Source organism: Bacillus sp. NEAU-Y102 (assembly GCF_054788175.1).
Genome location: NZ_JBTWFK010000001.1, coordinates 481,044 through 503,769 on the forward strand (window position 1 = coordinate 481,044; position 22,726 = coordinate 503,769).

Annotated in this window: 24 protein-coding genes; 2 read left to right on the plus strand and 22 right to left on the minus strand. The window is 36.7% G+C overall.

The annotated features are described in order from the left end of the window. Positions 1-36 precede the first annotated feature (36 nt). From ACYFX0_RS02295 to ACYFX0_RS02310, 4 genes are all read right to left on the minus strand, one after another. Positions 37-1,146 carry a serine hydrolase gene (locus tag ACYFX0_RS02295; protein ID WP_000753478.1) on the minus strand — a complete coding sequence of 370 codons (1,110 nt, stop codon included), beginning with the start codon at positions 1,144-1,146 and terminating at the stop codon, positions 37-39. A gap of 117 nt (positions 1,147-1,263) precedes the next feature. Next, positions 1,264-2,196 carry a nucleoside hydrolase gene (locus ACYFX0_RS02300; RefSeq protein ID WP_142398755.1) on the minus strand — a complete coding sequence of 311 codons (933 nt, stop codon included), beginning with the start codon at positions 2,194-2,196 and terminating at the stop codon, positions 1,264-1,266. Positions 2,197-2,318: 122 nt separating this feature from the next. After that, positions 2,319-3,752, minus strand: a complete 1,434-nt coding sequence (panF, locus tag ACYFX0_RS02305) for a sodium/pantothenate symporter (RefSeq protein ID WP_106081760.1) — start codon at positions 3,750-3,752, stop codon at positions 2,319-2,321. 3 nt (positions 3,753-3,755) lie between these two features. After that, positions 3,756-4,034: a YhdT family protein gene (locus ACYFX0_RS02310; protein ID WP_000656244.1), complete on the minus strand. Its 279-nt coding sequence runs from the start codon at positions 4,032-4,034 to the stop codon at positions 3,756-3,758. A 273-nt stretch (positions 4,035-4,307) separates the two neighbouring features. On the opposite strand from ACYFX0_RS02310, the gene dhaS reads away from it, so the two are divergent. Then, the gene (gene dhaS, locus ACYFX0_RS02315) at positions 4,308-5,792 is read left to right on the plus strand and encodes an aldehyde dehydrogenase DhaS (RefSeq protein WP_000080306.1); all 1,485 of its coding nucleotides are present in this window, start codon (positions 4,308-4,310) and stop codon (positions 5,790-5,792) included. Between the two features lie 50 nt (positions 5,793-5,842). On the opposite strand, the gene fabG is transcribed toward dhaS, so the two are convergent. Further along, the gene (gene fabG, locus ACYFX0_RS02320) at positions 5,843-6,583 is read right to left on the minus strand and encodes a 3-oxoacyl-ACP reductase FabG (protein WP_106081761.1); all 741 of its coding nucleotides are present in this window, start codon (positions 6,581-6,583) and stop codon (positions 5,843-5,845) included. 132 nt (positions 6,584-6,715) lie between these two features. Here fabG and ACYFX0_RS02325 point away from each other — a divergent pair, with 132 nt between their 5' ends. Continuing rightward, positions 6,716-6,865 (plus strand): YfhD family protein, encoded by a 150-nt coding sequence (locus ACYFX0_RS02325; RefSeq protein WP_001035815.1) that lies wholly within the window; start codon positions 6,716-6,718, stop codon positions 6,863-6,865. A 73-nt stretch (positions 6,866-6,938) separates the two neighbouring features. Here the strand turns inward: ACYFX0_RS02325 and ACYFX0_RS02330 are convergent, their stop codons facing one another. The 17 genes from ACYFX0_RS02330 to fdhF form a co-directional block, all read right to left on the minus strand. Next, on the minus strand, positions 6,939-8,792 hold the full coding sequence (locus ACYFX0_RS02330; protein ID WP_460269782.1) for a terpene cyclase/mutase family protein: 1,854 nt from the start codon (positions 8,790-8,792) through the stop codon (positions 6,939-6,941). Between the two features lie 99 nt (positions 8,793-8,891). After that, positions 8,892-9,317: a divergent PAP2 family protein gene (locus ACYFX0_RS02335; RefSeq protein WP_000447819.1), complete on the minus strand. Its 426-nt coding sequence runs from the start codon at positions 9,315-9,317 to the stop codon at positions 8,892-8,894. Positions 9,318-9,396: 79 nt separating this feature from the next. Then, positions 9,397-10,338 (minus strand): EamA family transporter RarD, encoded by a 942-nt coding sequence (gene rarD, locus ACYFX0_RS02340; RefSeq protein WP_000535541.1) that lies wholly within the window; start codon positions 10,336-10,338, stop codon positions 9,397-9,399. A 92-nt stretch (positions 10,339-10,430) separates the two neighbouring features. Continuing rightward, positions 10,431-10,679, minus strand: a complete 249-nt coding sequence (locus ACYFX0_RS02345; RefSeq protein ID WP_000871349.1) for a DUF1294 domain-containing protein — start codon at positions 10,677-10,679, stop codon at positions 10,431-10,433. Positions 10,680-10,861: 182 nt separating this feature from the next. After that, complete coding sequence (locus ACYFX0_RS02350) at positions 10,862-11,260, minus strand: hypothetical protein (protein ID WP_001056281.1); 399 nt, start codon at positions 11,258-11,260, stop codon at positions 10,862-10,864. Between the two features lie 42 nt (positions 11,261-11,302). Beyond that, the gene (locus ACYFX0_RS02355; RefSeq protein ID WP_000752380.1) at positions 11,303-11,527 is read right to left on the minus strand and encodes a hypothetical protein; all 225 of its coding nucleotides are present in this window, start codon (positions 11,525-11,527) and stop codon (positions 11,303-11,305) included. Between the two features lie 15 nt (positions 11,528-11,542). Beyond that, positions 11,543-12,592, minus strand: a complete 1,050-nt coding sequence (locus ACYFX0_RS02360; RefSeq protein WP_000957496.1) for a P-loop NTPase — start codon at positions 12,590-12,592, stop codon at positions 11,543-11,545. A gap of 72 nt (positions 12,593-12,664) precedes the next feature. Next, the gene (moaD, locus tag ACYFX0_RS02365; RefSeq protein WP_000628473.1) at positions 12,665-12,901 is read right to left on the minus strand and encodes a molybdopterin converting factor subunit 1; all 237 of its coding nucleotides are present in this window, start codon (positions 12,899-12,901) and stop codon (positions 12,665-12,667) included. A 4-nt stretch (positions 12,902-12,905) separates the two neighbouring features. Further along, on the minus strand, positions 12,906-13,370 hold the full coding sequence (gene moaE, locus ACYFX0_RS02370) for a molybdopterin synthase catalytic subunit MoaE (protein ID WP_000531883.1): 465 nt from the start codon (positions 13,368-13,370) through the stop codon (positions 12,906-12,908). Then, positions 13,351-14,658: a molybdopterin molybdotransferase MoeA gene (locus ACYFX0_RS02375; protein ID WP_000442187.1), complete on the minus strand. Its 1,308-nt coding sequence runs from the start codon at positions 14,656-14,658 to the stop codon at positions 13,351-13,353. The genes moaE and ACYFX0_RS02375 overlap by 20 nt, the downstream gene beginning before the upstream one ends. Before the next feature lie 17 nt (positions 14,659-14,675). Beyond that, complete coding sequence (locus tag ACYFX0_RS02380; RefSeq protein WP_000785263.1) at positions 14,676-15,692, minus strand: molybdopterin-synthase adenylyltransferase MoeB; 1,017 nt, start codon at positions 15,690-15,692, stop codon at positions 14,676-14,678. Between the two features lie 24 nt (positions 15,693-15,716). Beyond that, positions 15,717-16,496 carry a formate/nitrite transporter family protein gene (locus tag ACYFX0_RS02385; RefSeq protein WP_000863998.1) on the minus strand — a complete coding sequence of 260 codons (780 nt, stop codon included), beginning with the start codon at positions 16,494-16,496 and terminating at the stop codon, positions 15,717-15,719. Between the two features lie 191 nt (positions 16,497-16,687). Beyond that, complete coding sequence (moaA, locus tag ACYFX0_RS02390) at positions 16,688-17,704, minus strand: GTP 3',8-cyclase MoaA (RefSeq protein WP_000844115.1); 1,017 nt, start codon at positions 17,702-17,704, stop codon at positions 16,688-16,690. Between the two features lie 16 nt (positions 17,705-17,720). Continuing rightward, positions 17,721-18,518, minus strand: coding sequence for a formate dehydrogenase accessory sulfurtransferase FdhD (gene fdhD / locus ACYFX0_RS02395; protein ID WP_106081763.1), 798 nt, complete (start codon positions 18,516-18,518; stop codon positions 17,721-17,723). Positions 18,519-18,534: 16 nt separating this feature from the next. Next, positions 18,535-18,879 (minus strand): Na-translocating system protein MpsC family protein, encoded by a 345-nt coding sequence (locus tag ACYFX0_RS02400; protein ID WP_000039580.1) that lies wholly within the window; start codon positions 18,877-18,879, stop codon positions 18,535-18,537. A gap of 115 nt (positions 18,880-18,994) precedes the next feature. Next, positions 18,995-19,477, minus strand: a complete 483-nt coding sequence (locus ACYFX0_RS02405) for a helical membrane plugin domain-containing protein (protein WP_098382185.1) — start codon at positions 19,475-19,477, stop codon at positions 18,995-18,997. A 12-nt stretch (positions 19,478-19,489) separates the two neighbouring features. Further along, positions 19,490-22,429 carry a formate dehydrogenase subunit alpha gene (fdhF, locus tag ACYFX0_RS02410; RefSeq protein WP_460269789.1) on the minus strand — a complete coding sequence of 980 codons (2,940 nt, stop codon included), beginning with the start codon at positions 22,427-22,429 and terminating at the stop codon, positions 19,490-19,492. Positions 22,430-22,726: the final 297 nt, after the last annotated feature.

Below are 22,726 nucleotides of genomic sequence, written 5' to 3' on the forward strand. Positions count from 1 at the left end.
TACATAAAAATAAACTCGGTGCTCTCTGCACCGAGTTTATTTAATAAAAGTCGCATCATACTTATCACTTTGCAACACTTGGAAATGTAAGTTTGCTAAATGTTTCCGTATTTCTGCACTATCGTCTTCATTTAAATTATTCGCTAAAAACACAATTTCTGTACAGTTTCCACGTTTATCCATAGCGTAAACTGCTTTTGTCACCGTCCATGGTGTGTAACCATTCTTTTGCCCAGCATGTCTAAATGTTTTACGGTATTTCTTGGCACTCATGTCTGTTTCAACGATATTTGCCCATACTTTTTCTTCAGCCTCTGTCAAGCCGCCTTTATGGTTTGCTTTTTGAAGTAATACCATATAATCATTTGCGGAAGCTGCTGGTAATCTATCTGACCAAATTTTGTCGTAACGTTCCTCTAAATAAAGCGGAATTTCCTTCTGTAATAATGGTCCCTTCTTCTTTAAGCGTTCATGAATATTCATCGCATATTCACGATATTGCTCTTGAGACATTTCTTTTAACTTTTTTTCTATTTTATATTTTGGAACATGCAATTCTTTATGCAAATATCCCGGGATATATAAAGATGAAACGATTGGAAATAGTGGTTGATGTGCAGGAAGTGATAAACTTTGTAAATTCCGATTAATGTTATCTAATCCTAACAATTCCATTAAGTATTCAGCATTCGCATTCGAACTAAACTTAACCATTCCTTTTGCCACTTCTTCTAAAGAAACCGCTCCTTCAGTTATCTTGCCTGTCTTCTCCAAATACTTTTGCCATCTATCTTGTGCACCTCCATCTGTATTCGGAACATAATAACGATTCACATCATTAATCGAAACGAAACTAGACGAATCAATTTTCCCTTCAGTAACTTGTTTCGTATATTCAAGCGCCACAATTAATTTCATCGTACTAGCGACTGGCAATACAACATTGGGATTTACAGAATAAACAACTTTATCATTTCTCTTTACTAGAAGTGCACTATTTTTTTCATCTTTATGTTCTTCAATAAAAGATGCAATATACTGTGCATCATCATTATTTGAACTCCATACTTTTTTCACTAAAAAGTTACCCGATATTAGCAAAACGAAAATACCCACAATTACTGCGCATACCATAGTTTTTTTCAAGTAAAATTCCTCTCCTATTGTATAACTCTTCTCTATTTATCATTAAAAAACAAAATAATGGAGATGGTCATTTGAATAACCATCTCCATTATTTTAACTTGTATACTCCTATTATGTCTACGTCATGATTTTCACAAAATCCTCAAGAAATTTTTTATAATGTAATGACCAACCAATTCGCACCCAATTTTTCAAGGCTTTTGCATCAGGTTGAGGACGGAAATCTGCAATACTTTCTCCTTTTGCAATTCCAGCTGTATCTACATCGACACGACGATATACATAATCTAAAAGGGATGGATTTGCCGCAACCATCATTGTAACGACGTCATGCACTGGACTTCCTGTTATTTTCGGATTTAACTTTCTATAAGCTTTATAATAATACGTAAATATCGGCTCGATTAACTTATTAAAACTCGTTTTAGAGTGTTTCGTAATATATTTTACCATTTCCGGTGTAATAATTGCTTCCGATGTAACGTTAAGTGGTACTAATGTCACATTTTTGGCATTTTGCATGACTAATTGTGACGCAATGGGATCACCATGAAAATTCGCCTCTGCGACTGGTGTTACATTGCCAGGCATTAAAAAAGCACCGCCCATTATATAATATTCTTTCACATACTTCATCATCGGCTTTTCTAAAATAAATGCTGTCGCTAACGTTGTTGATCTACCAGCATCGACTATTATTAATTCTCCTTTATATTTTTCAAGAAGATCAAAAAATGTACAAAAAGACTTTATATTTGGTGAAAAAGTTTTTGGAGGTTTAATTGGCCCTAAACCGTCTGCCCCATGAATTTCTGGATAATACGTTGTAACATCTCCGGATAAAGGAATTTTCGCACCATTAATAACAGGTATATCTTCCCGTCCTGCCATTTGCAGCAAATATGCGGCATTACTTGTCGCCTTTTCTTGTGTTACATTTCCATATCCCGTTACTACACCAACAATATCAATATCAGGATGCAACAATCCATACATAATTGCTAAAGAGTCATCAATTCCTGGGTCTCCTAAAAATAATACTTTTTTCATCGACCTCAACTCCATCCCCTCAATTGTTATTAATTTATGAATAACAATTGGTATACAGAATAAAAAAGAACAATTTCATACGAAAAAACGCAGTCCTATAAGGACTACGTTCTTCAGCTAACCTATACTGTTTTTTTTACAGCACTCATACTTCCAATAACATAAGCGATAAACGCAAAACAAATTGGGAAGACAACTGTATGTATACCGAACGGATTTGGATAGAAAAGATGAATACACATATATGAACCTACTCCAACGAAAATGGAAGCAAGCGCTCCTGTAGCATTTCCTTTCCTCCAATATAACCCTAATACGATTGGCCAAATGAATGCTGCTTCTAATCCACCGAAAGAAAATAAATTTAGCCATATTAAAAAATCTGGTGGTTTAATCGCCGCTGCATAAACGAGTAGTCCTACAATACCAGTAATCCACAAACTTCCTTTTTTTATCGTACTGTCTGCTGCATCTTTCTTTATGTAATTTACGTATATATCTTTAATAATTGACGAGCTTACAAGTAATAATAAAGAGTTTACTGTAGACATAATCGCTGCCATTGGTGCGGCTAAGAAAACTCCAGCTAACCACGGTGGCAACACTTCCATCGCAAGTAGCGGCATTACTTTATCTGGTACCGTTATACCTGGAAGTACTACTCTTGCAAATACACCTGTTAAATGCATACCGATCATAATTGTACCAACGACAACTGTTCCAATTATTAAAGCTTGGTGCATAGCTTTTGAATTTTTATAAGACATGGTACGCACGCTAATTTGCGGTAAACCTACAACGCCAATTCCAATTAAAATCCAAAATGATGTAACATATGATTTCGTTAAACTGCCATCTGCTCCGAATGGTGTAATTAAATTTGGATTAATTTGAACAAGTTCCTGCATAATCTTTTCAATTCCACCACCAGCAATGACAGTAGCAATTAAAATGATTGTCGTTCCAACTAACATAATGATTCCTAATAATGTATCTGATAGCGCGACTGCACGAAATCCACCAATTAATACGTACACAAGTACAGAAAAAGTAAATAAAAATAGTGCTGTTGTATACGATAGACCCGTTAGTGACTCAATTAATCGTCCACCGCCGACCCACTGGGCTACTGTCGCCGAAAATAAAAAGATAATAATACATAACGCAGAGAGTATAACAACTGCTTTATTATTGTATCTCCCTTTTAAATAATCGATAAGAGTAATTGCTTCCATCTTCCTAGCGATAATTGCAAACTTTTTACCCATAACCGTTAAAACGATATACCCTGTTACAACTTGAATCGCAGATAACAGTACCCATCCAAGCCCCATATTGTAAGCAATACCAGGGCCACCAATAAAGCTACTTGCACTACCGTACGTAGCAATCATTGTCATCGCTAATAATAAACCGCCTAGCTCACGCCCACCTAGAAAATATTCTTGTAAAAATTTATTATGAGCAGTTGCTTGCACGCGTCTTGAAGCATATACACCAATTAAAAATACAACGATAAACGAAATTATCATTGGAATGATTACATACCAATTCATCTATTATTCCTCACTTTTTTCTTCCTCATCGAGTGAAATATCTTGAAATACAAAACGAACAACTAAACTAAGTAAAATAACCATAACGATAAATCCAACGATACAGCTATAAAAAAACCATGCGGGAAAACCTAATACATATGTATATTCACTCGGATTTTTACTACCAAGCCCATAAGCGAATCCGTACCATATTATAAAATTAATAATAGCAAGTCCAAGACCAATTAACGCTTCTCTATGGGCTATTCGAAAGCGTGGATCATCATGATAATCTTTCATTTTTCCCCCTCCTCTCACGATGTATTATTGTACCATTGTTCTTCTAGTTTTTCCTACTAGAAAGCAAAAACAAGCAGGATTTTTTACAATCATATAGAAGGTTCTGTTACATTACATATTTTTTACAATTGTAACACAAATGAAATTTGAATTTTCAGTATTTATTAATTATGATTTTAATTAGAGGCTTTCCATCTAGTTTCCACATCCTTGATTTCGGAATAAGCGCCGTCTCGTACTGCGTTTACATTATATTTTCAAGGGGGTTATACAATGAGTCAACTAGCTGTAAATCTTCATGAAAAGGTAGAAAATTTTCTTCAAGGTACAAAAAAGTTATATGTGAATGGATCTTTCATTGAAAGCGCTTCCGGCAAAACATTTAAAACACCTAACCCAGCAACTGGTGAAACACTTGCCGTCGTTTCTGAAGCTGGTCGTGAAGATATTCATAAAGCTGTAGTCGCAGCTCGTATGGCTTTTGACGAAGGTCCTTGGTCTCGTATGAGCACTGCTGAGCGAAGCCGTCTCATGTACAAGTTAGCTGATTTAATGGAAGAACATAAAGAAGAGCTTGCACAGCTCGAAACATTAGATAACGGAAAGCCAATCCGTGAAACAATGGCAGCAGACATACCACTTGCAATTGAGCATATGCGCTATTACGCTGGCTGGGCTACGAAAATCGTTGGTCAAACAATTCCTGTTTCCGGTGATTACTTTAACTATACACGCCATGAAGCTGTTGGTGTCGTTGGTCAAATTATTCCTTGGAACTTCCCGCTTCTTATGGCAATGTGGAAAATGGGAGCAGCGCTTGCTACAGGATGTACAATCGTTTTAAAACCTGCAGAACAAACTCCACTATCTGCTCTATACTTAGCTGAATTAATTGAAGAAGCTGGATTCCCGAAAGGTGTTATTAATATCGTACCTGGATTCGGTGAATCAGCTGGACAAGCTCTCGTTAATCATCCACTCGTTGATAAAATCGCATTTACCGGTTCTACTCCTGTCGGTAAACAAATTATGCGACAAGCATCCGAATCATTAAAACGCGTTACACTTGAGTTAGGCGGTAAATCACCAAATATCATCTTGCCAGATGCTGATTTATCTCGCGCGATTCCTGGTGCACTTTCTGGTGTTATGTTTAACCAAGGACAAGTATGCTCTGCTGGATCACGCTTATTTGTTCCGAAGAAAATGTATGATAATGTCATGGCTGATCTCGTCCTTTATTCTAAAAAATTAAATCAAGGCGCTGGTCTAAGTCCAGAAACTACAATCGGTCCTCTCGTTTCCGAAGAACAACAAAAACGTGTAATGGGCTTCATTGAAAAAGGGATTGAAGAAGGCGCTGAAGTACTTTGCGGAGGAAATAATCCATTCGATCAAGGCTACTTCGTTTCTCCTACAGTATTCGCTGACGTAAATGACGAAATGACGATCGCAAAAGAAGAAATTTTCGGTCCAGTTATTTCTGCAATACCGTTTAACGATATTGATGAAGTAATTGAACGTGCGAATAAATCTCAATTTGGCTTAGCTGCTGGTGTATGGACAGAAAATGTTAAAACTGCACACTATGTTGCAAGTAAAGTACGTGCAGGTACAGTATGGGTAAACTGTTATAACGTCTTTGATGCAGCATCTCCATTTGGAGGATTTAAACAATCTGGTCTCGGCCGTGAAATGGGATCTTACGCATTAAATAACTATACAGAAGTGAAGAGCGTTTGGCTTAACTTAAATTAATGAGAAAGAACCTGACTTACCTGGTCAGGTTCTTTTCATTATGTATTCCTTTAAACTTGCAGTCCTCCGCTCACATTTAATACTTCACCTGTAATATAAGATGCGTATTCTGATGCTAAAAAGGCTGCTGCGTTCGCAATATCTTCTGGCGTTCCAATTCTACCAACTGGAATAGCGCCCACCATCTTTTCTTTCACTTTATCTGGTATCGTTTTTGTCATATCTGTATTCATAAACCCCGGACAAATCGCATTACAAGTAATACCGAAACTTCCAACTTCTTTCGCTGCTGTTTTTGTTAATCCTACAACTCCTGCCTTTGTAGCCGCATAATTTGCTTGACCTATGTTTCCTTCTCTACTAATTGAAGATATGTTAATAATGCGTCCATACCCTTGTTGTCTCATGTAAAGAAGCGCTGGTTGCATACAATAAAAAACTCCAGTTAAGTTCACTTGTAATACTTGTTCCCAAGCAGACTTCTCCATTTTATGTAACATTGCGTCTCTTGTAATTCCAGCATTATTCACCAAAATATGTAATGTACCAAATTTTTGAACCGCATATTCAATTAACGACTTTGCTTCATTTTGATTACTCACATCACATTGATATGAGCACACTTCATATCCTTCATCTGATAACTCACGTGTCGTCTTTTGTAGATTCTCTTCATTTACATCGCTAATTAATACTTTCGCCCCTAGTTTTGCATAAACCCTTGCAATCTCTTTTCCAATTCCCTGTGCAGCTCCTGTTACAACAGCTGTTTTCCCATTTAAAAACTCCATTCCTATCCCCCATTTCTATTACTTATACTGTATATTTCGGCTTTTTGCTTTCCAATTCCTCTTTGTATAAAAAAGTCTATTTGTGTCAAACTAACTTTGCAACGTCGCATAAACGCAAGGAGATTGTGTCGAATGAACAAAAAGAATTTCAAACAAAGCAAAGCAACTGATGGCATTGATGTTGAGTTCTCTCGCGAACTCGCTGACCACAATGACTTAGAAGCAAACGCACGTGCAAATGCCGCTGATGCACGTCAAAAACGCCAGTCAACCGAAAAATAAGGTACATCACAACCTTATTCTTTTCAAAAGGGACCTACTACCCAACAAAATAAACCGAGAGACATCTCTCGGTTTATTTTCTATATTTTTTTGTATAATGAGCCAAAGTAAGCAACGGATATATATGAGCATAACTATGATAACGAATATAAAACCCACCTGGTAAACCTGTTCCAGTAGGATATTTTTCATTTACATAAGGGTTGGAGAGCAAATATGAAATACCTTTTCGAATGATTGGTGTTTCTTTTTCATAGTAAGAAATGAGAGCATCTAACGCCCATGCCGTTTGTGATGGTGTACTAAACGGCAAAGTAACAAATCTTTTTTCCACACTACTTTGGCAAGATTCTCCCCAGCCACCATCTTCATGCTGTATATGTTCAAGCCATAAAGCTGCTCGTTTTAATGATGGATCGCTAGATGGTATTCCTAGTGACCGTAAACCAGTCAACACTGCCCATGTACCATATATATAACAAATTCCCCATTTCCCATACCATGATCCATTTTCCTCTTGTACATTCATTAACCAATTTATCGCACTTTGTTTTTGTTTCTCGGGCAATTCATTTTGCGCATATGTCCCAAAAAACTCTAGCACTCTTCCTGTAATATCTGGTGTAGAAGGATCTGTAATCATATCACTTGCATTTTCGATTGGTAAATTTGCTAATATACGGCTCGTTACCCCTTTTTCAAAAGCTCCCCAACCACCATCATTATTTTGCAATCCTTTAACCCAATTAACCGCTCTCTTCCAAGCATTATCTACATTTTCGTCCCCTCTACTTCGCGCCAGTGCTCTTAACACAGCAGTTGTATCATCAATATCTGGAATCATCGTATTCACATCCGAAAAGCCCCAACCACCTGGGAATAGATTCGGTGCATGTACACTCCAATCTACTTTCTTCGTTTGCTGTTTTCTTAGTAAATACGCTGATGCATTTTGAATCACTTTACTTGCTTTCGGAACTTGAGCTTCTTGCAAAGCATAACTGAGTAAAGCTGTATCCCATACAGTTGACGGAGAGTTTTGCAAATGGCTCCCTCTCTCCATCTTCCATATATAAGATGCGATTCCCGTTATAGCCTTCTGAATAATTGGCGATTGAATAGAATGCCCTAATGCAAGTAAAGCATAAATCATATAAAACGAGGCAGTTGCGTAACTATATAATGTTCCATTTTCATCAATACGCTCTTTCATAAAACGTTCTACTTCCTCATATCCTTTATGATGCAAAGAAAGTGGATACGTTATAATTTTCTTCACCTCACTTAATAACGTTTGAAAAACTGGAGACCGATCCTCCCGAAACCATTCTCCGCCCCCGCCTGCAATGTGATTTAAATTTGGCAATAACTTTTTCCCTACTCGAAATCTTTTATTTAAACACAACATCATCGGAATTAAATGGATACGTGCTGAGCTACTCAATTCAAATATACTGAGGGGGGAATCGTTCTGCAGAAACATTATTGGTGTTGGCAAATGAAAGAGAGAAGGATATTCATATTCTCCATGAATCGCTAATAAAAACTTCGTCATAAAATGAGCACGCGCCACCCCCCCGCGCTCATTTATAAACATTTCCGCTCGCTTCATATTCGCATCTTCTTTTGTATATTTTTCCGATGCAAGTAAGGCAGCATAAGATTGAATTGTAGCAGATAAATTACCACCCACTTCATCTTCATACAATTTCCATGTTCCTTCATTTGTTTGGAGTGATGCTAATCTTTTTACAAACGGTTCTATCTCTTTATCTCTACCTAATAATTTTAATAAAAAAATCATATGACAATCTGTTAGTGGCGCTCCTTCAAAACAAAACCGCCACGTACCATCTTGCCGTTGCATCATTTGAAGTGCAGTTGTTCTTCTCGCTATTTCTTCATGCACTTTTTCATATAATAACAAGTTACTCACCCACCCTTTCGAAATCCGTATAACGATATTCAAAAAGGTAGCTGAATATGTATGAAAACAAAGAAAAGCAGAACATATAAAATGTTCTGCTCATAAACAATATCCTACTCCGACAATAATCCCTAATAAAGCACCGACTACTACTTCATACGGTGTATGCCCAACAAGTTCATTTAACTTCTTATATTCTGTTTCTCTACCGTGAAAAAAGTCATTCAATATTTTTGCTTGTTTACTTACTGCAAGCCTTACTCCTGAAGCATCATACATAACAATAATGGCAAAAATAGCAGCAACCGCAAACATCGAGCTTTCCACACCTTCCACAACTCCAACTCCTGTAGCAAGCGCTGTAACTGTTGAAGCATGAGAACTTGGCATCCCACCTGAAGCAAAAAACTTTGCAAAATCAAATTCACCCGTTTTAACTAATTTAAAGACTACTTTCGTTAATTGTGCTAAAAACCATGAAATTACAGCTGCCATAAGCGGATCATTATGTAAAATTGTTTCCATGTTCTCAGCTCCTTACTGACTATAATGGAAATTCTATATAATATAAGTATAAAGAAAAATGCGTAGAAAATACTACGCATTATGATACTTTTGCTGATTTATTTTTTATAAATTTCGGTTGTTTCTGCACTAAAAACTTTGTTTTCGCTACCGAGAATACAAATAAAGCAACCCATATACAGAAAAATGCAATCATATGTGTAGATGTGAAATGTTCACCAAATACAAATACACCTAAAATTAAGCTAATTGTTGGCGCAATATATTGTAAAAATCCCACCATATAAAGCGGAATAAGTTGTGCTCCTTTTGCAAAATAAAATAGTGGTAATGCTGTTACAATACCTGCTCCTATTAAAAGTAACGTTGATAACATTGAAATAGATCCAAATGAGCCGAAACCATGTGCTCCTGTCATAACAAGATAAATGATCGCAAACGGCGTCACTAACATGGTTTCCATCGTAAGTCCAATTGTAGCATCATAGTTTAATAGTTTTTTCGTTAATCCGTATAATCCAAATGAAAAGGCAAGTGAAAGAGAAACCCACGGAATAGATCCGAAACGTACTGTTAAAATGACAACCCCTACTCCTGCTAAACCAACTGCAACATATTGCCAAAAGTTTAACTTTTCCTTTAAAACGACTGTACCAAGTAAAATACTAATAAGCGGATTAATATAATAGCCAAGACTCGCTTCAATAACATGATTATGATTAACGGCCCATATGTAAACAAACCAGTTTCCGCTAATCAAGACTGAAGCTATTGTTAATGACATTAATAATTTAGGTCGTTTAAAAAGATTCACAAATTCCCCAATAAACTGGCGAAACCTCTTCGTAACACCTAATACAAGTAACATAAAAACAAATGCCCAAACGATGCGGTGCGCTAATATTTCATCTGCTGGAACTTCCTCAACCCATTTCCAATAAATCGGTAGAATTCCCCACATCGTGTAAGCACCAGCCGCATATAGTATCCCTTTTTTTTGCTCTGCTGATTGACTCCCCATCTTCCTTTTTCTCCTCTTCTCATTTTTTCTCCATTATACGGTCTCACATGCTCACTTTACCAATAATCAATCTGCATTTCTTTCGACATTTCTCATACAACGAATAATAAACATACCGTTATTACAACAAGTAACGGTATGCCGAAAACAAATTTCTTTTTATGAGTTTTATGATGAAACATATACATGCCGATCCAAGCTCCAACTGCTCCTCCAGCTGCCGCCGATAAAAACAACGTACTTTCTGGCGTTCTCCACTGTTTCTTCTTTGCTTTTCGTTTATCAAGCCCCATAAGGCTAAAAGCTATAACGTTAATAATAAGAAAATAAATCCATTTCATCGCTTTCTCTCCTTATGAAAAATTCGATTAATAGTAACACGAAAAAACGACGGAAACAACTGAAGAACTCTTTTTATCCAACTAGTTTCATTCCTTTTTCTTAATTAATTGCCTTCATATTTATATAACCAACTAAAATCGCAATTAAAGCATTTAAATAGAAAAACGTTATGAGCAGAATCTTATATTTCATTACATTCACCCACTACCATATCATCAAAAAAATTGCTCTCAATCACTTTCTCATCAAAATGAAGAACTACAATTAGCCCTACATATAAAGAAACAAAATTTAGAAACCATTCCCCATTCTCATCTTTCTTAGCTAAGCATTTAAATATCTCTTGAAATTGCATACGCTCGTCTGCAGCAACAACCGGACGCACACCAAAATATTTCAATACGAGATTCAGCTTCAGCTGCACGGATAATGATAAAATATATTTTAATAACTCCGTATACTCTGCACAATCTTTTTGACTATACAACTTCACAAGCTTTTGATGTAAAGTAGAAATCGATAATTCTTCGTCAGTCACTTTAGTTGCTTCTACCATTTCAATCATCTTTTTCATATTCATTACATTCACCCCTTCTGAAAAAATTCTAAAGCCAAAGAGTACTTAATTCAAAATGTACAATAATTGTGCGTTTCTCGTCTCTCGTTCTTCCTCACTGACTAAATCATACTTTTTTAGGAGGTGAAAAACATCATTTAATAATTTCTGTGAATGAATACCTTGCAAAAAACTCTTTAACTCTTTAAAGATCCCTTCAGGTAAAAAACTCTTTTGACTTTCAAGCTTATTCATCACATCTTCAATAGAATGATCAATGTTACATGCCATATTAAACTTCCCCCTCTATCCTCTATAAATAATATCCTCAGCTAACGATGTAAACACTTCTCCTACAAGAGAGTCTTCATCATATACAGATGAACCGTTATTTTCTTCTCGTTTTGCAAAAGGTATTTGCGCGATCACTTCTGTTTGCAATTGTTCTGCAAGCATTTCGCCGCCACCTTTTCCGAAGAGATAGTTTTTCGATCCATCTTGCTCTTCATAATAAGCCATATTTTCTACAATCCCTAAAATCTCGTGTTTCGTATGCTTTGCCATAACTCCTACTCTAGATGCTACGAACGAAGCTACATTGTGTGGTGTTGTAACGATAATTTCTTGCGCCTGCGGGATCATTGCTGCAACATCAATAGCAACATCTCCTGTACCAGGTGGTAAATCAAGAAGTAAATAATCTAATTCTCCCCAGTGCGTATTCGCAAGGAAATTTTGAATCCATTTATTTAACATCGGTCCGCGCCACATAACCGGGTTATTTCCTTCCGTAAAAAATCCCATCGACATAATTTTAACACCGTGACTAACGACCGGAATTGCTGTTTGATCAATCATCGTTGGTTTCTTATTCGTTTCCATCATAGCTGGAATACTAAAACCATATATGTCTGCATCTAATATCCCCACTTTTTTGCCCATACGAGCTAGTGCAGTTGCAAGATTAATTGTCACCGTTGATTTTCCAACTCCACCTTTTCCACTCGTTACAGTAATAAACCGTACTCCTGAATCAAGGCGAAGCATGCTCGGCATACCAGTTTCTGTTCTACTATTTTTCTTTAACTTCTCTGTTAAAGCTGCACGTTCTTCTTGTGTCATAGAACCAAATGTTACATCCACTTTAGAGGCACCAATTGCGTGAAGTGATTCTTCAATATCTTGTTGAATTTTTGCTTTTAACGGACAACCTTGTATTGTTAGTACTACTTCAAGTTTAACCTCTGTTCCGTTCATTTGTATATTTCTAACCATATTTAATTCTACAACACTTTTGTGTAACTCTGGATCCTCTACATGTTTTAATGCATTTATTATTTGTTCTTGAGTAAGCATAGAACTCATCCCTTCTCTTATTCTAATTTATATACAACATCTTCTCGGCGCTTCATCTGTTGAAAAAGCTTATTACCCTCCGCTAACGGGCGGGATTAATGCGACTATATCTCCTACTTTTATCATCTCTTCATTCGTTACAAACTCTTCATTAATTGCAACCATTACTGTATCCAAGGATTGCAAATGATAACTATCTTTCAACCATTCTTTTAATTGCCCAACAGTCATTTCTTGTTTTTCTGAAATTATTAATTGATCCAATCCGACTTCCTCACGCAAATTTGCAAACAATAAAATTGTAATCATTTTCTCATTCTTCCTTCTTTGGTTTTCCTTCTGGATATGGTGTGTTTTCAAGTTGATCTCCAACCCACATCGTTCCATCTTCCCGAAATTCTTTTTTCCAAATTGGAACGATTCGTTTTATACGTTCAATCGCGTACTCATTCGCTTCATAAGCTACTTTACGATGCGGTGATGAAACTGCAATGACTACCGCAATATCCATGATTTCTAGCCGCCCTACACGGTGCGTAATTGCTACTTTTGCATCCGGCCATCTTTCACTAATTTCTTCACCAATTCTCATAAGTTGTTTTACTGCCATCGGTTTATATGCTTCATACTCTAAATGTAGCGTTCGTTTTCCTTTTGTAAGTTCTCTCACGGTACCAATAAATGTTGTAATCGCACCCGCTTCCCTTCTTGCGACTTTATTCGTTACTTCTTCAACTAAAATCGGATTATCTACAATCTCAAATAACACTTGTCCCATTAGAACCACCTCTCACTTTATGAAATGTCCAAGGCCATTCACTACCTTCGTTATCTTCTAATAAAAGAACATCGACAAACATATCTTTTTTATATCCTCTTGTCCCGCCCGGCAATACGATAAACACGTTTGATTCTGCCAATGAGGAAACTGAGCTAGATTTATCAAAACCTGATGGATAAGCTATTAATTTCCCCTCATCATATTGCAATTTCGCTCGTACAAATCTTGTAAATGGATTCGGTTTTAGAAAATCTTCTCCTAATAACGCTTTTTCTCTTTTTAAATGTACTTTTTCACTAAACATATACGCCCGAATACACGGTCTTACGAATAATTCAAACCCTACATAACAAGCTGATGGATTTCCTGATAAACCAAATAATAACTTGCCATTTAATTGTGCTACAGTCGTAACACTCCCTGGCCGCATTGCAACTTTATTGAAAAGAACAGAGGCACCTAACTTTTCGTAAATAGCTGGTAAATAATCGTAATCTCCTACTGATACACCGCCCGTTGTAATTAACATATCCACTTGGCCAAGCGCTTCTTTCACAGCTGTAAAACATGTATTAAAATCATCACTAAACTTCCCAAAATATTTTACTCTGCCGCCTGCTCTTCGAATTTGAGACAATATCATATACGTATTACTATTTCGGATTTTCCCTGGCTGTAATGAATCATCGACATCAAGCAATTCACTCCCAGTCGCTAACAGTCCAATTACAGGCTTTCTCGCAACTGGCACTTCACTATAACCGAATGTAGCAAGAAGAGCTGAAATACCTGGATTAATGTACGATCCTTTCTTTGCAAGAACCGTTCCTTTACGAGCATCTTCACCTTGAAAAGAAATATTGTCGCCCTTTTTGAATGATCGCTTCACTTCCATATAATTGTTGCCATTCTTCTCATATTGACGAGTCAGCTCTAACATAACAACCGCATCACACCCATTCGGAATTTGTGCTCCCGTCATAATTCGAACTGCTTGAAACGGACCTACTTTCTCATGGAATAGCGATCCTGCACCAATTTCACCCACTACTTCAAATACAATTGGCGTTTCATAACTTGCTAAATTAGTATCTTCTGCTCGAATAGCAAATCCGTCATACGGCGAACGATTAAATGACGGTACATCATGGTCAGCTATTAAATCCTCTGCTAATATACGTCCATAAGCTAATTCAATTGGTAATAGCTCCTTTAAGCCTTTATCAGCAAATCCCATCACTTTACGAACAGCTTCTTCAACCGTAATTGGCACTCTTCTTTCCATTGTTGACACCCTCTCTATTAACCGAATACGCGATAATATAGTTGTTTCGCTTTCGAAATATCATTTGTACCATGAATAAAAACACGACCATCTCGAAAAACAACCACGCGGTAATCATCGAATTGGCAAGATAGTAAATACGGATTCCGATCTACTTTCCCCAGTTTTTGTAATACTTTTTCTATATCATCAAAATTGTATTTCCTATTGTCTACTGTTCTAATTTGAACTGTATTTCTTCCGCATAAAACAGCTGCTTTCGTTTGATTTTCGTATGATAAATAAGGATAAGTTCGATTCAAACCGCATGAGAGACAAGCGTCTGTTTTTATTTTCCCTAATTTTATAAAATGATTTTGATTACTCCATATATCAAACATGAAAAATGTTTTTCTAATTGCTGAGAAATCTTCCACTAAAATTTTGAGTGCTTCTGCCAATTGATATGCTGCGACGATTTGAACAGTCGGGCTAATAATTCCAGCGGTATCACATGTCACACCTGTAACAGGAATATTTTTCAGCATACAATGTAAACACGGTGTCTCTTGCGGAATAATTGTATAACTCATACCATACGATCCAACGCAAGAACCATATACCCAAGGAATATTATGTTTTTGTGATAAATCATTTATTACAAATCGAATATCAAAATTATCTGTTGCATCAATGATTACATCTACATTTTTTAATAGACCTTCCATATTTTCTGAAGTTGCATCCATTACGAAAGCATGTATTTGTACTTCCGAATTAATTTGTTCTAACCGATTTTTTGCAGCAATTGCTTTCGGCATTTTCTCTCTCGCATCTTGTTCAGAGTACAATTGTTGCCTTTGTAAATTACTCCATTCAACGTAGTCACGATCAATAATCGTCAACTTGCCAACACCTGCACGTACGAAACTTTCGGCACTTGCACTTCCTAATGCGCCTGCCCCTACAATTAACACATGTTTATTTCGAATTTTTTCTTGTCCTTTACTCCCAATTGGTTTGAACAACTGTTGTCGTGAATACCGATCAGCCATTACATACCCTTCCTCTCAAGAACTCTATTTCATATTAGAATGTTGTTTCTGATAACAAGCAAAGTAAGCAAAACCAACAAACCCAGCTCCTCCAATTACATTTCCGATAAAAACAGGAACAAAATTTTTAGCCAAATCCATCCACGTTAGATGACCAGCAAAAATAACAGCGGAAATGACAAACATATTTGCTACTACTTGCTGAAATCCAATCACTACAAATGCCATAATTGGAATCCAAATTCCGATGATTTTTCCGACAAAATCACTCGTCCCGTAAGCGAGCCAAAGAGCAAGACAAACGAGCCAATTACAACCAATTGCTAAAATTAAAGTTCTTCCAAATGATTCATGTAACTTCCCTTCCGCTATCGCTACTGTTTTATTTAAATACTCTCCCTCTGTTAATCCGCCAAGATGTCCAAAGCAATACGCAACGAAAATTGCCCCAATAAAATTCATGAGAGTAATCCAAACCCAGTTATTCAGTACACTTATCAATGTAATTTTCTTTGCATAAAGCGCCATAGACAGTGACATCATATTTCCCGTAATTAATTCTCCTCCTGCTAATACTACGAGCATAAGTCCAACAGGAAATACCGCTCCTCCTAAAACATTCACTAGACTCCCCCAGCGCTCAGGTAAATTCCCTAAAACTCGAATGTTAAGTAAAAAACCTATCGCAATAAACGCTCCTCCTAAAAAACCGAGAATAAGCATCGCTGGCAATGTCTGTCTTACTTTTTGAACACCGGCCTCAATGACAAGCTCAGCAATTTGTTCCGGCTTATGAAATGCCATTACCCATTCCTCCATTTTCTCCAAATAAAAAAGCAGCTTCAAAAAACCTCCTCAAAATAAAGGTTTTTGAATGCTGCTTAATTTCTCTGCACATCTTTTACAGAGATATCAATCATCACTTTTACTATAAAATAGAAAATCCACAACTCTTGTAAATTCCCCATTTTTCACTATGACGCTAGCTTTATATATTAACCACCGATATGTGACATTTCAATTTTAGGTATTGTATTCTTATTTTTATGATTTAAGCGTTCATCTGAATAACGATCTTCCCTATTATTCCATATATCGCGTACTACATCTGTAATGTCCTCATCTGTATGTTCAGAACGAAGCAATTCTCTTAAATCATTTCCTTTAGAAGCAAATAAGCAAGTATATAATTTTCCTTCTGCAGAAATACGAGCTCTCGTACATGATGAGCAAAAAGAATCTGTTACCGATGAAATAATACCTATTTCCTCGTCGCTTCCTATATAACGATACCTAGTAGCCACTTCACCAGAATAATTTGCTTCTATCCGTTCTAACGGCATAACTTGATGAATCGTATCTACTATTTCTTGTTTAGAGACGACCTCTTTTAAATCCCAACCATTATAATTTCCAACGTCCATATACTCAATAAAACGAAGAATATGCTTGTTTTCCTTAAAGTATTGCGCCATCTGCAAAATGTCCTGTTCGTTTTTTCCCTTTTGAACGACCATGTTTATTTTAATTTTCATTCCAACTTCAGCTGCAGCCTGTATTCCTTCCAGAACCCTTTGCACTTTGCTCCTATTACCATTTAAATAGAAAAACCGCTCTTCTTCTAAGGAATCTAAGCTAACTGTTACACGTGATAGTCCCGCCTTATATAAATCAGGAGCAAATTTTTTAAGTAACGATCCATTGGTTGTTAAACCGATATCTTCTACACCATCTATTTTATGAAGCCGCTCAATAAGCTTTGGAAGCCCTCTTCTAAGTAACGGTTCTCCGCCTGTAATCCGTAATTTTCTCACACCTAAAGAAACGAAAATACGTGTTATCCTTTCAATTTCATCAAAAGATAAAATTTTGTCATTAGACAAAAACGAGTAATCAGGACCAAATATTTCTTCTGGCATACAATATCGACAGCGAAAATTACAGCGATCAGTAACTGAAATACGTAAATCCTTTAACGGACGTTGCAACTTGTCTAATGTAACTGATTTCATCTTCATTGCCTCACTTTTATTTTATATTTAAAACACGCTCTGGATGGGTATACACATTTAAGGATTGATTACGAATAAATCCTATTGTCGTAATACCTAAATCTTCCGCTAGTTGCAAAGCTAACTCAGTTGGAGCTGATTTTGATAGTATAATTTCACAACCGATTTTTGCAACTTTCAATAATATTTCCGAAGAAATACGACCACTAAAAACAATGATTTTATCTTTTATAGAAATATAGTTTTTTAAACAATAACCGTAAATTTTGTCTAGTGCATTATGCCTACCAATATCCATTCGGCTTAAAATAATACCATTCACATCACATAAAGCTGCATTATGAACCCCGCCAGTATGATGAAACGTATCCGCAGATTGCTGCATTTCTTTCATTAACCGAAAACAATCATCGGCAGCAACCTGTACATGGACACCCTTCATCTTTTTTGCACTTAGTGCATCATTTGCAAAAACAAATCCTTGCCTACTCATACCACAACAAGACGTAATATATCGTTTATTTTGCATTTGTTCATAATACGGATTTACTTTTGTCGTTGTTACATGTACAAATCCTTCTTTCTCCTGCACCCATACACTATCAATATCTTCATACTTTCGAATGATTCCTTCAGATGCTAAGAAGCCTATTACCATATCTTCTATATATTCTGGAGTACTAACCATTGTAACAAACTCCTGTCCGTTCATTTTAATGGTGACAGGAAACTCTGTTACAATGCTGTCCTCTATATGCTTAAATACCTCTTGTTCATAACGAAAGATTTCTCTTTCTACCTGTATCGGTTTCACGATCAGTATCCTTCTCTCACGTTATATTTTTATCAAAAACAAATACCGAAACTGCAATATCTTCTTCTACTTTCATATCTGAAAACAAATTCACTAATTTCGCGCCAACAAGTTCCTCCAAATGTTCACGGGAATTCGCAGCATACACTTCTTGAATCATTTTTGTTCTAGCCAGATGAACCATTTCCGCACCGTCCATCGTACTTGAAATAAATTTTTCAGTAGGTGTTAAGTTTCCATAAAGAGTCGCTATAGCCATATTTTCTGCAAAAACAGTATGAATTCGTTCCGGTCCTTTTCCGAAAAGTTCCTTTCGAAGTTTTCGGATCATATCATTAAATTCATGTACTTTTTTTGACATACAATTATACCTCCCAAAAGCCTCATTTTACTTTATTATATATTTTACCAAAATGAGCCTTCCGCCCAAACTATTTCGTACAAATATTTGGGCGAAAAGGTTCACTTCATGAAGTTTATTCGTCTTTTAACCCTTTCCCCATTCCTTTTAAGAAATGAAGCCCAAACCCGATCGCACGGTTAATATCTGGGTCTTTCAATACTTTCATAAGATCGAATACCCCTACTTTTTTTTTACTTTCTAGATGTTCATTACCTTCTTCTAGCCCGACTAATAAACTACCTATAAGCTTTTTCGTAAGTTCTGGGTCAAGTTCAGTTAACGCACCTGCAGCGCCCATCATATTATTAATTAAATTTGTAACAGGCTCACGAGTTACTTGACCTAGAACAATCTTCGCAATTGGTTCTTTCGCTTTTAGCATAGAATTTGCAGCTTCTAGCATTCCAATGTCATTTAATTCCCCTACTATATTAAACATCTGATTTAGAGCTTCTTCATTATTAGTTAGAAGCTCTTTTAAATCATCTAACTTTTGCTGTTTTATTTCTTCCTCAGTTAATTCTTGTTTTTGAATCATTTTTATAGGTGCAGCCATAGTTTTCTCCTCCTACTTATCCGTTAAATGCACATACCCTGTACGTGCCCACTTACGATGTACCTCAATTCCAGCTTGAGGGTGACGTTTTTTATTGCGTGGGTTCGCTTTTGGCATCGGATTTTCGCCATCAACTTCTAACACTTCCATACGTACTTTCGTTTGTTTATACGCAGGTGTATTCGTACGTACATCCACAGCAGGACCTGTTAAGAAATTAATTGCCGTTTCGTTATCTGTAGAGTTCATCGGTAAATATAACTCATTCGCTTTTACACGATCTGTAACGAGTGCACGTAATTTTAATGCTCCAAAAGGAGAGACAAGACGAACTAACGAACCCGTTTTTACGCCACGTTCTTTTGCAAGGTCTGGAGAGATTTCAACGAAAACACCAGGTACTTTCGTTTGAATACCTGTTGATTTATTTGTCATATTCCCTTCATGGAAATGCTCAAGCATACGACCGTTGTTAATGTGAAGGTCGAACTCCGCTGGAAATTCAGCTGGACGTACCCATTCAGCAATCGCAAAACGAGCTTTTTTATCTGGGAAGTTAAATCCATCTTGGAACAGAAGTGGTGTATTTGTTCCATCAAAACTTCCCCAATGGAAACTGTTCCATCCTTCAAGCACTTCATAGTTCGCTTGCGAGAATAATGGTGATAAACTTGCCATTTCAGCAAAGATTTCACTTGGGTGGCTATAATTCCAGTTTGCCCCTAGTTTATTCGCAACCTCCTGGACGATCCACCAGTCTGGTTTCGCATCTCCTAACGTAGGAAGAACTTGATATAATCTTTGGACACGGCGCTCTGTATTTGTGAAAGTACCTTCTTTCTCAAGAGATGGCGCTGCTGGTAATACAACATCTGCATATTGAGCAGTTTTAGAAAGGAAAACATCTTGCACAACGAAGAAATCAAGGCTCGACAACACTTCATGTACATGATTTGCATTAGAATCTACAAGAGCCATATCTTCTCCGACAAGATACATTGCTTTCATTTTTCCTTCGTCAATTGCGTGAAGCATTTCAATATTATTAAGACCTGGTTCACTATCAATTTTCACTCCGTAAGCAGTTTCAAATTTCGCACGTTCCATTTCGTTAGTAACGTGCTGATATCCTGGAAGCCATCCTGGTAAAGTACCCATATCACAAGCACCTTGTACGTTATTGTGACCTCGAAGTGGGTACGCACCTGCTCCTGGACGACGATAGTTCCCTGTTGCAAGAAGTAAGTTTGAAATTGCAGCGGAAGTATCAGAACCACCTGTATTTTGCGTTACCCCCATACCCCAAAGGATACATGTACCATCTGCATCACGAATCATTTCAGCCATTTGAATAAGTGTTTCTTTTGAAATACCTGTTACTTCTTCTGCATATGCAAGTGTATATTCTTCTAGACTTTCTTTGAAATCTTCAAAGAAGTTTACATTCTCATTAATAAATTCCTGATCATGCCAACCTCGATCAATCATATATTTTGTAACAGCCATTAACCAAACTTGATCTGTTCCTTGTTTTGGACTAATAAAGACATCTGATCGCTCTGCCATTTCTGTTTTACGAAGATCAGCTACAATTAACTTTTGTCCGTGTAATTTATGTGCACGTTTAATACGTGTAGCTAAAACAGGATGACCTTCTGTCGGATTACATCCTACAATAATAACAAGACCAGATTGCGCAATATCTTTAATCGTTCCTGCATCACCGCCCATACCAATTGTACGGAACAAACCATCCGTTGCTGGTGATTGGCAATAACGTGAGCAGTTATCAATATTATTCGTTCCAAATACTTGTCGAGCTAATTTTTGAATTACATAATTATCTTCATTTGTAATTTTAGAGGAAGAAATAAATCCGATAGAACCTTTACCGTACTCTTCTTTAATAGTACCTAATTTATTTGCAACTACATTCAGTGCTTCTTCCCATGTAGATTCAACAAACGTTCCATTTTTACGAATTAAAGGTTTTGTAATTCGTTCTTTAGAATTTACGAAATCCCAACCAAATTTCCCTTTTACACAAGTGGAAATTGCGTTAACTGGTGCATCTGAAGATGGCTGTACTTTAAGGATTTTACGCCCCTTCGTCCACACTTCAAACGAACAACCTACACCACAAAATGTACATACTGTTTTCGTTTTCTTCGTACGAGTATCACGCATGGCCGCTTCCACTTCTGATACCGCAAAAATACCGCTATATCCAGGCTCAACTTCTTTAATTAAATCTACCATCGGTTCAAGAATATCTGGTTTTAATCCCGTCATAAATCCAGCTTCACCGAGCATCGTTTTCTCCATTAAAGCGTTACAAGGGCAAATCGTTACACATTGACCACAGCTAACGCATGAAGAATCATTAATATTTACTCCTTCATCCCAAATAACTCGTGGGCGTTCCGCTTCCCAGTCTATCGATAACGTTTCATTTACTTGTAAGTTTTGACACACCTCAACGCATTGACCGCATGCAATACATTGATTAGGGTCATAGCGATAAAACGGATGCGTCATATCAACTTCACTTACATCTACTTTCGGTTCATAAGGATATTTTTGATGTTCAATTTCCATTAATTCTGCTGTATTATGCAGTTTACAGTTCCCATTGTTGTTGTCACATACTGTACAGTATAATAAATGATTTTCTAGTAACCGATCCATCGCCTCTGTTTGTGCTTCTTTTGCGCGAACAGAAGCACGCTCAACGTTCATACCTTCCGTTGCTATCGTCGAACAAGAACGCATTAACTTTCCGTCAACTTCTACAATACAAGTGTCACATGTTTGAATAGGATCTACTTCCGGCACGTAACAAATTTGCGGATGTTCAATCCCGTTCTCATTAATAACACCCAATATCGTTGAACCAGGCTCCGCTGTATACTTTTTTCCGTCAATTGTAATATGAACCATGTTGTCATTCATGGTCTTTCCCCCTTTTTGAGAATAAAAAAAACTCCACCACGAAAATATACGCACCACATTTTGGGCACGCTATCATCATGGTGGAGTAGTTTATTAGCACATCTTGCTAAAATACCAATCCATTTATTCATAAATAAAACGATAGATTCATAACAGGTCATATCACGATTCCATCTTTAACACTATAATTATAGCGTTAAATGTACAAATATACAATATAAATTTTAAACTGCGCATATGTCTGTATGTAACTATCCATAATAACCCATATAAAGTTCAACGAGGAATAAGGTGAAT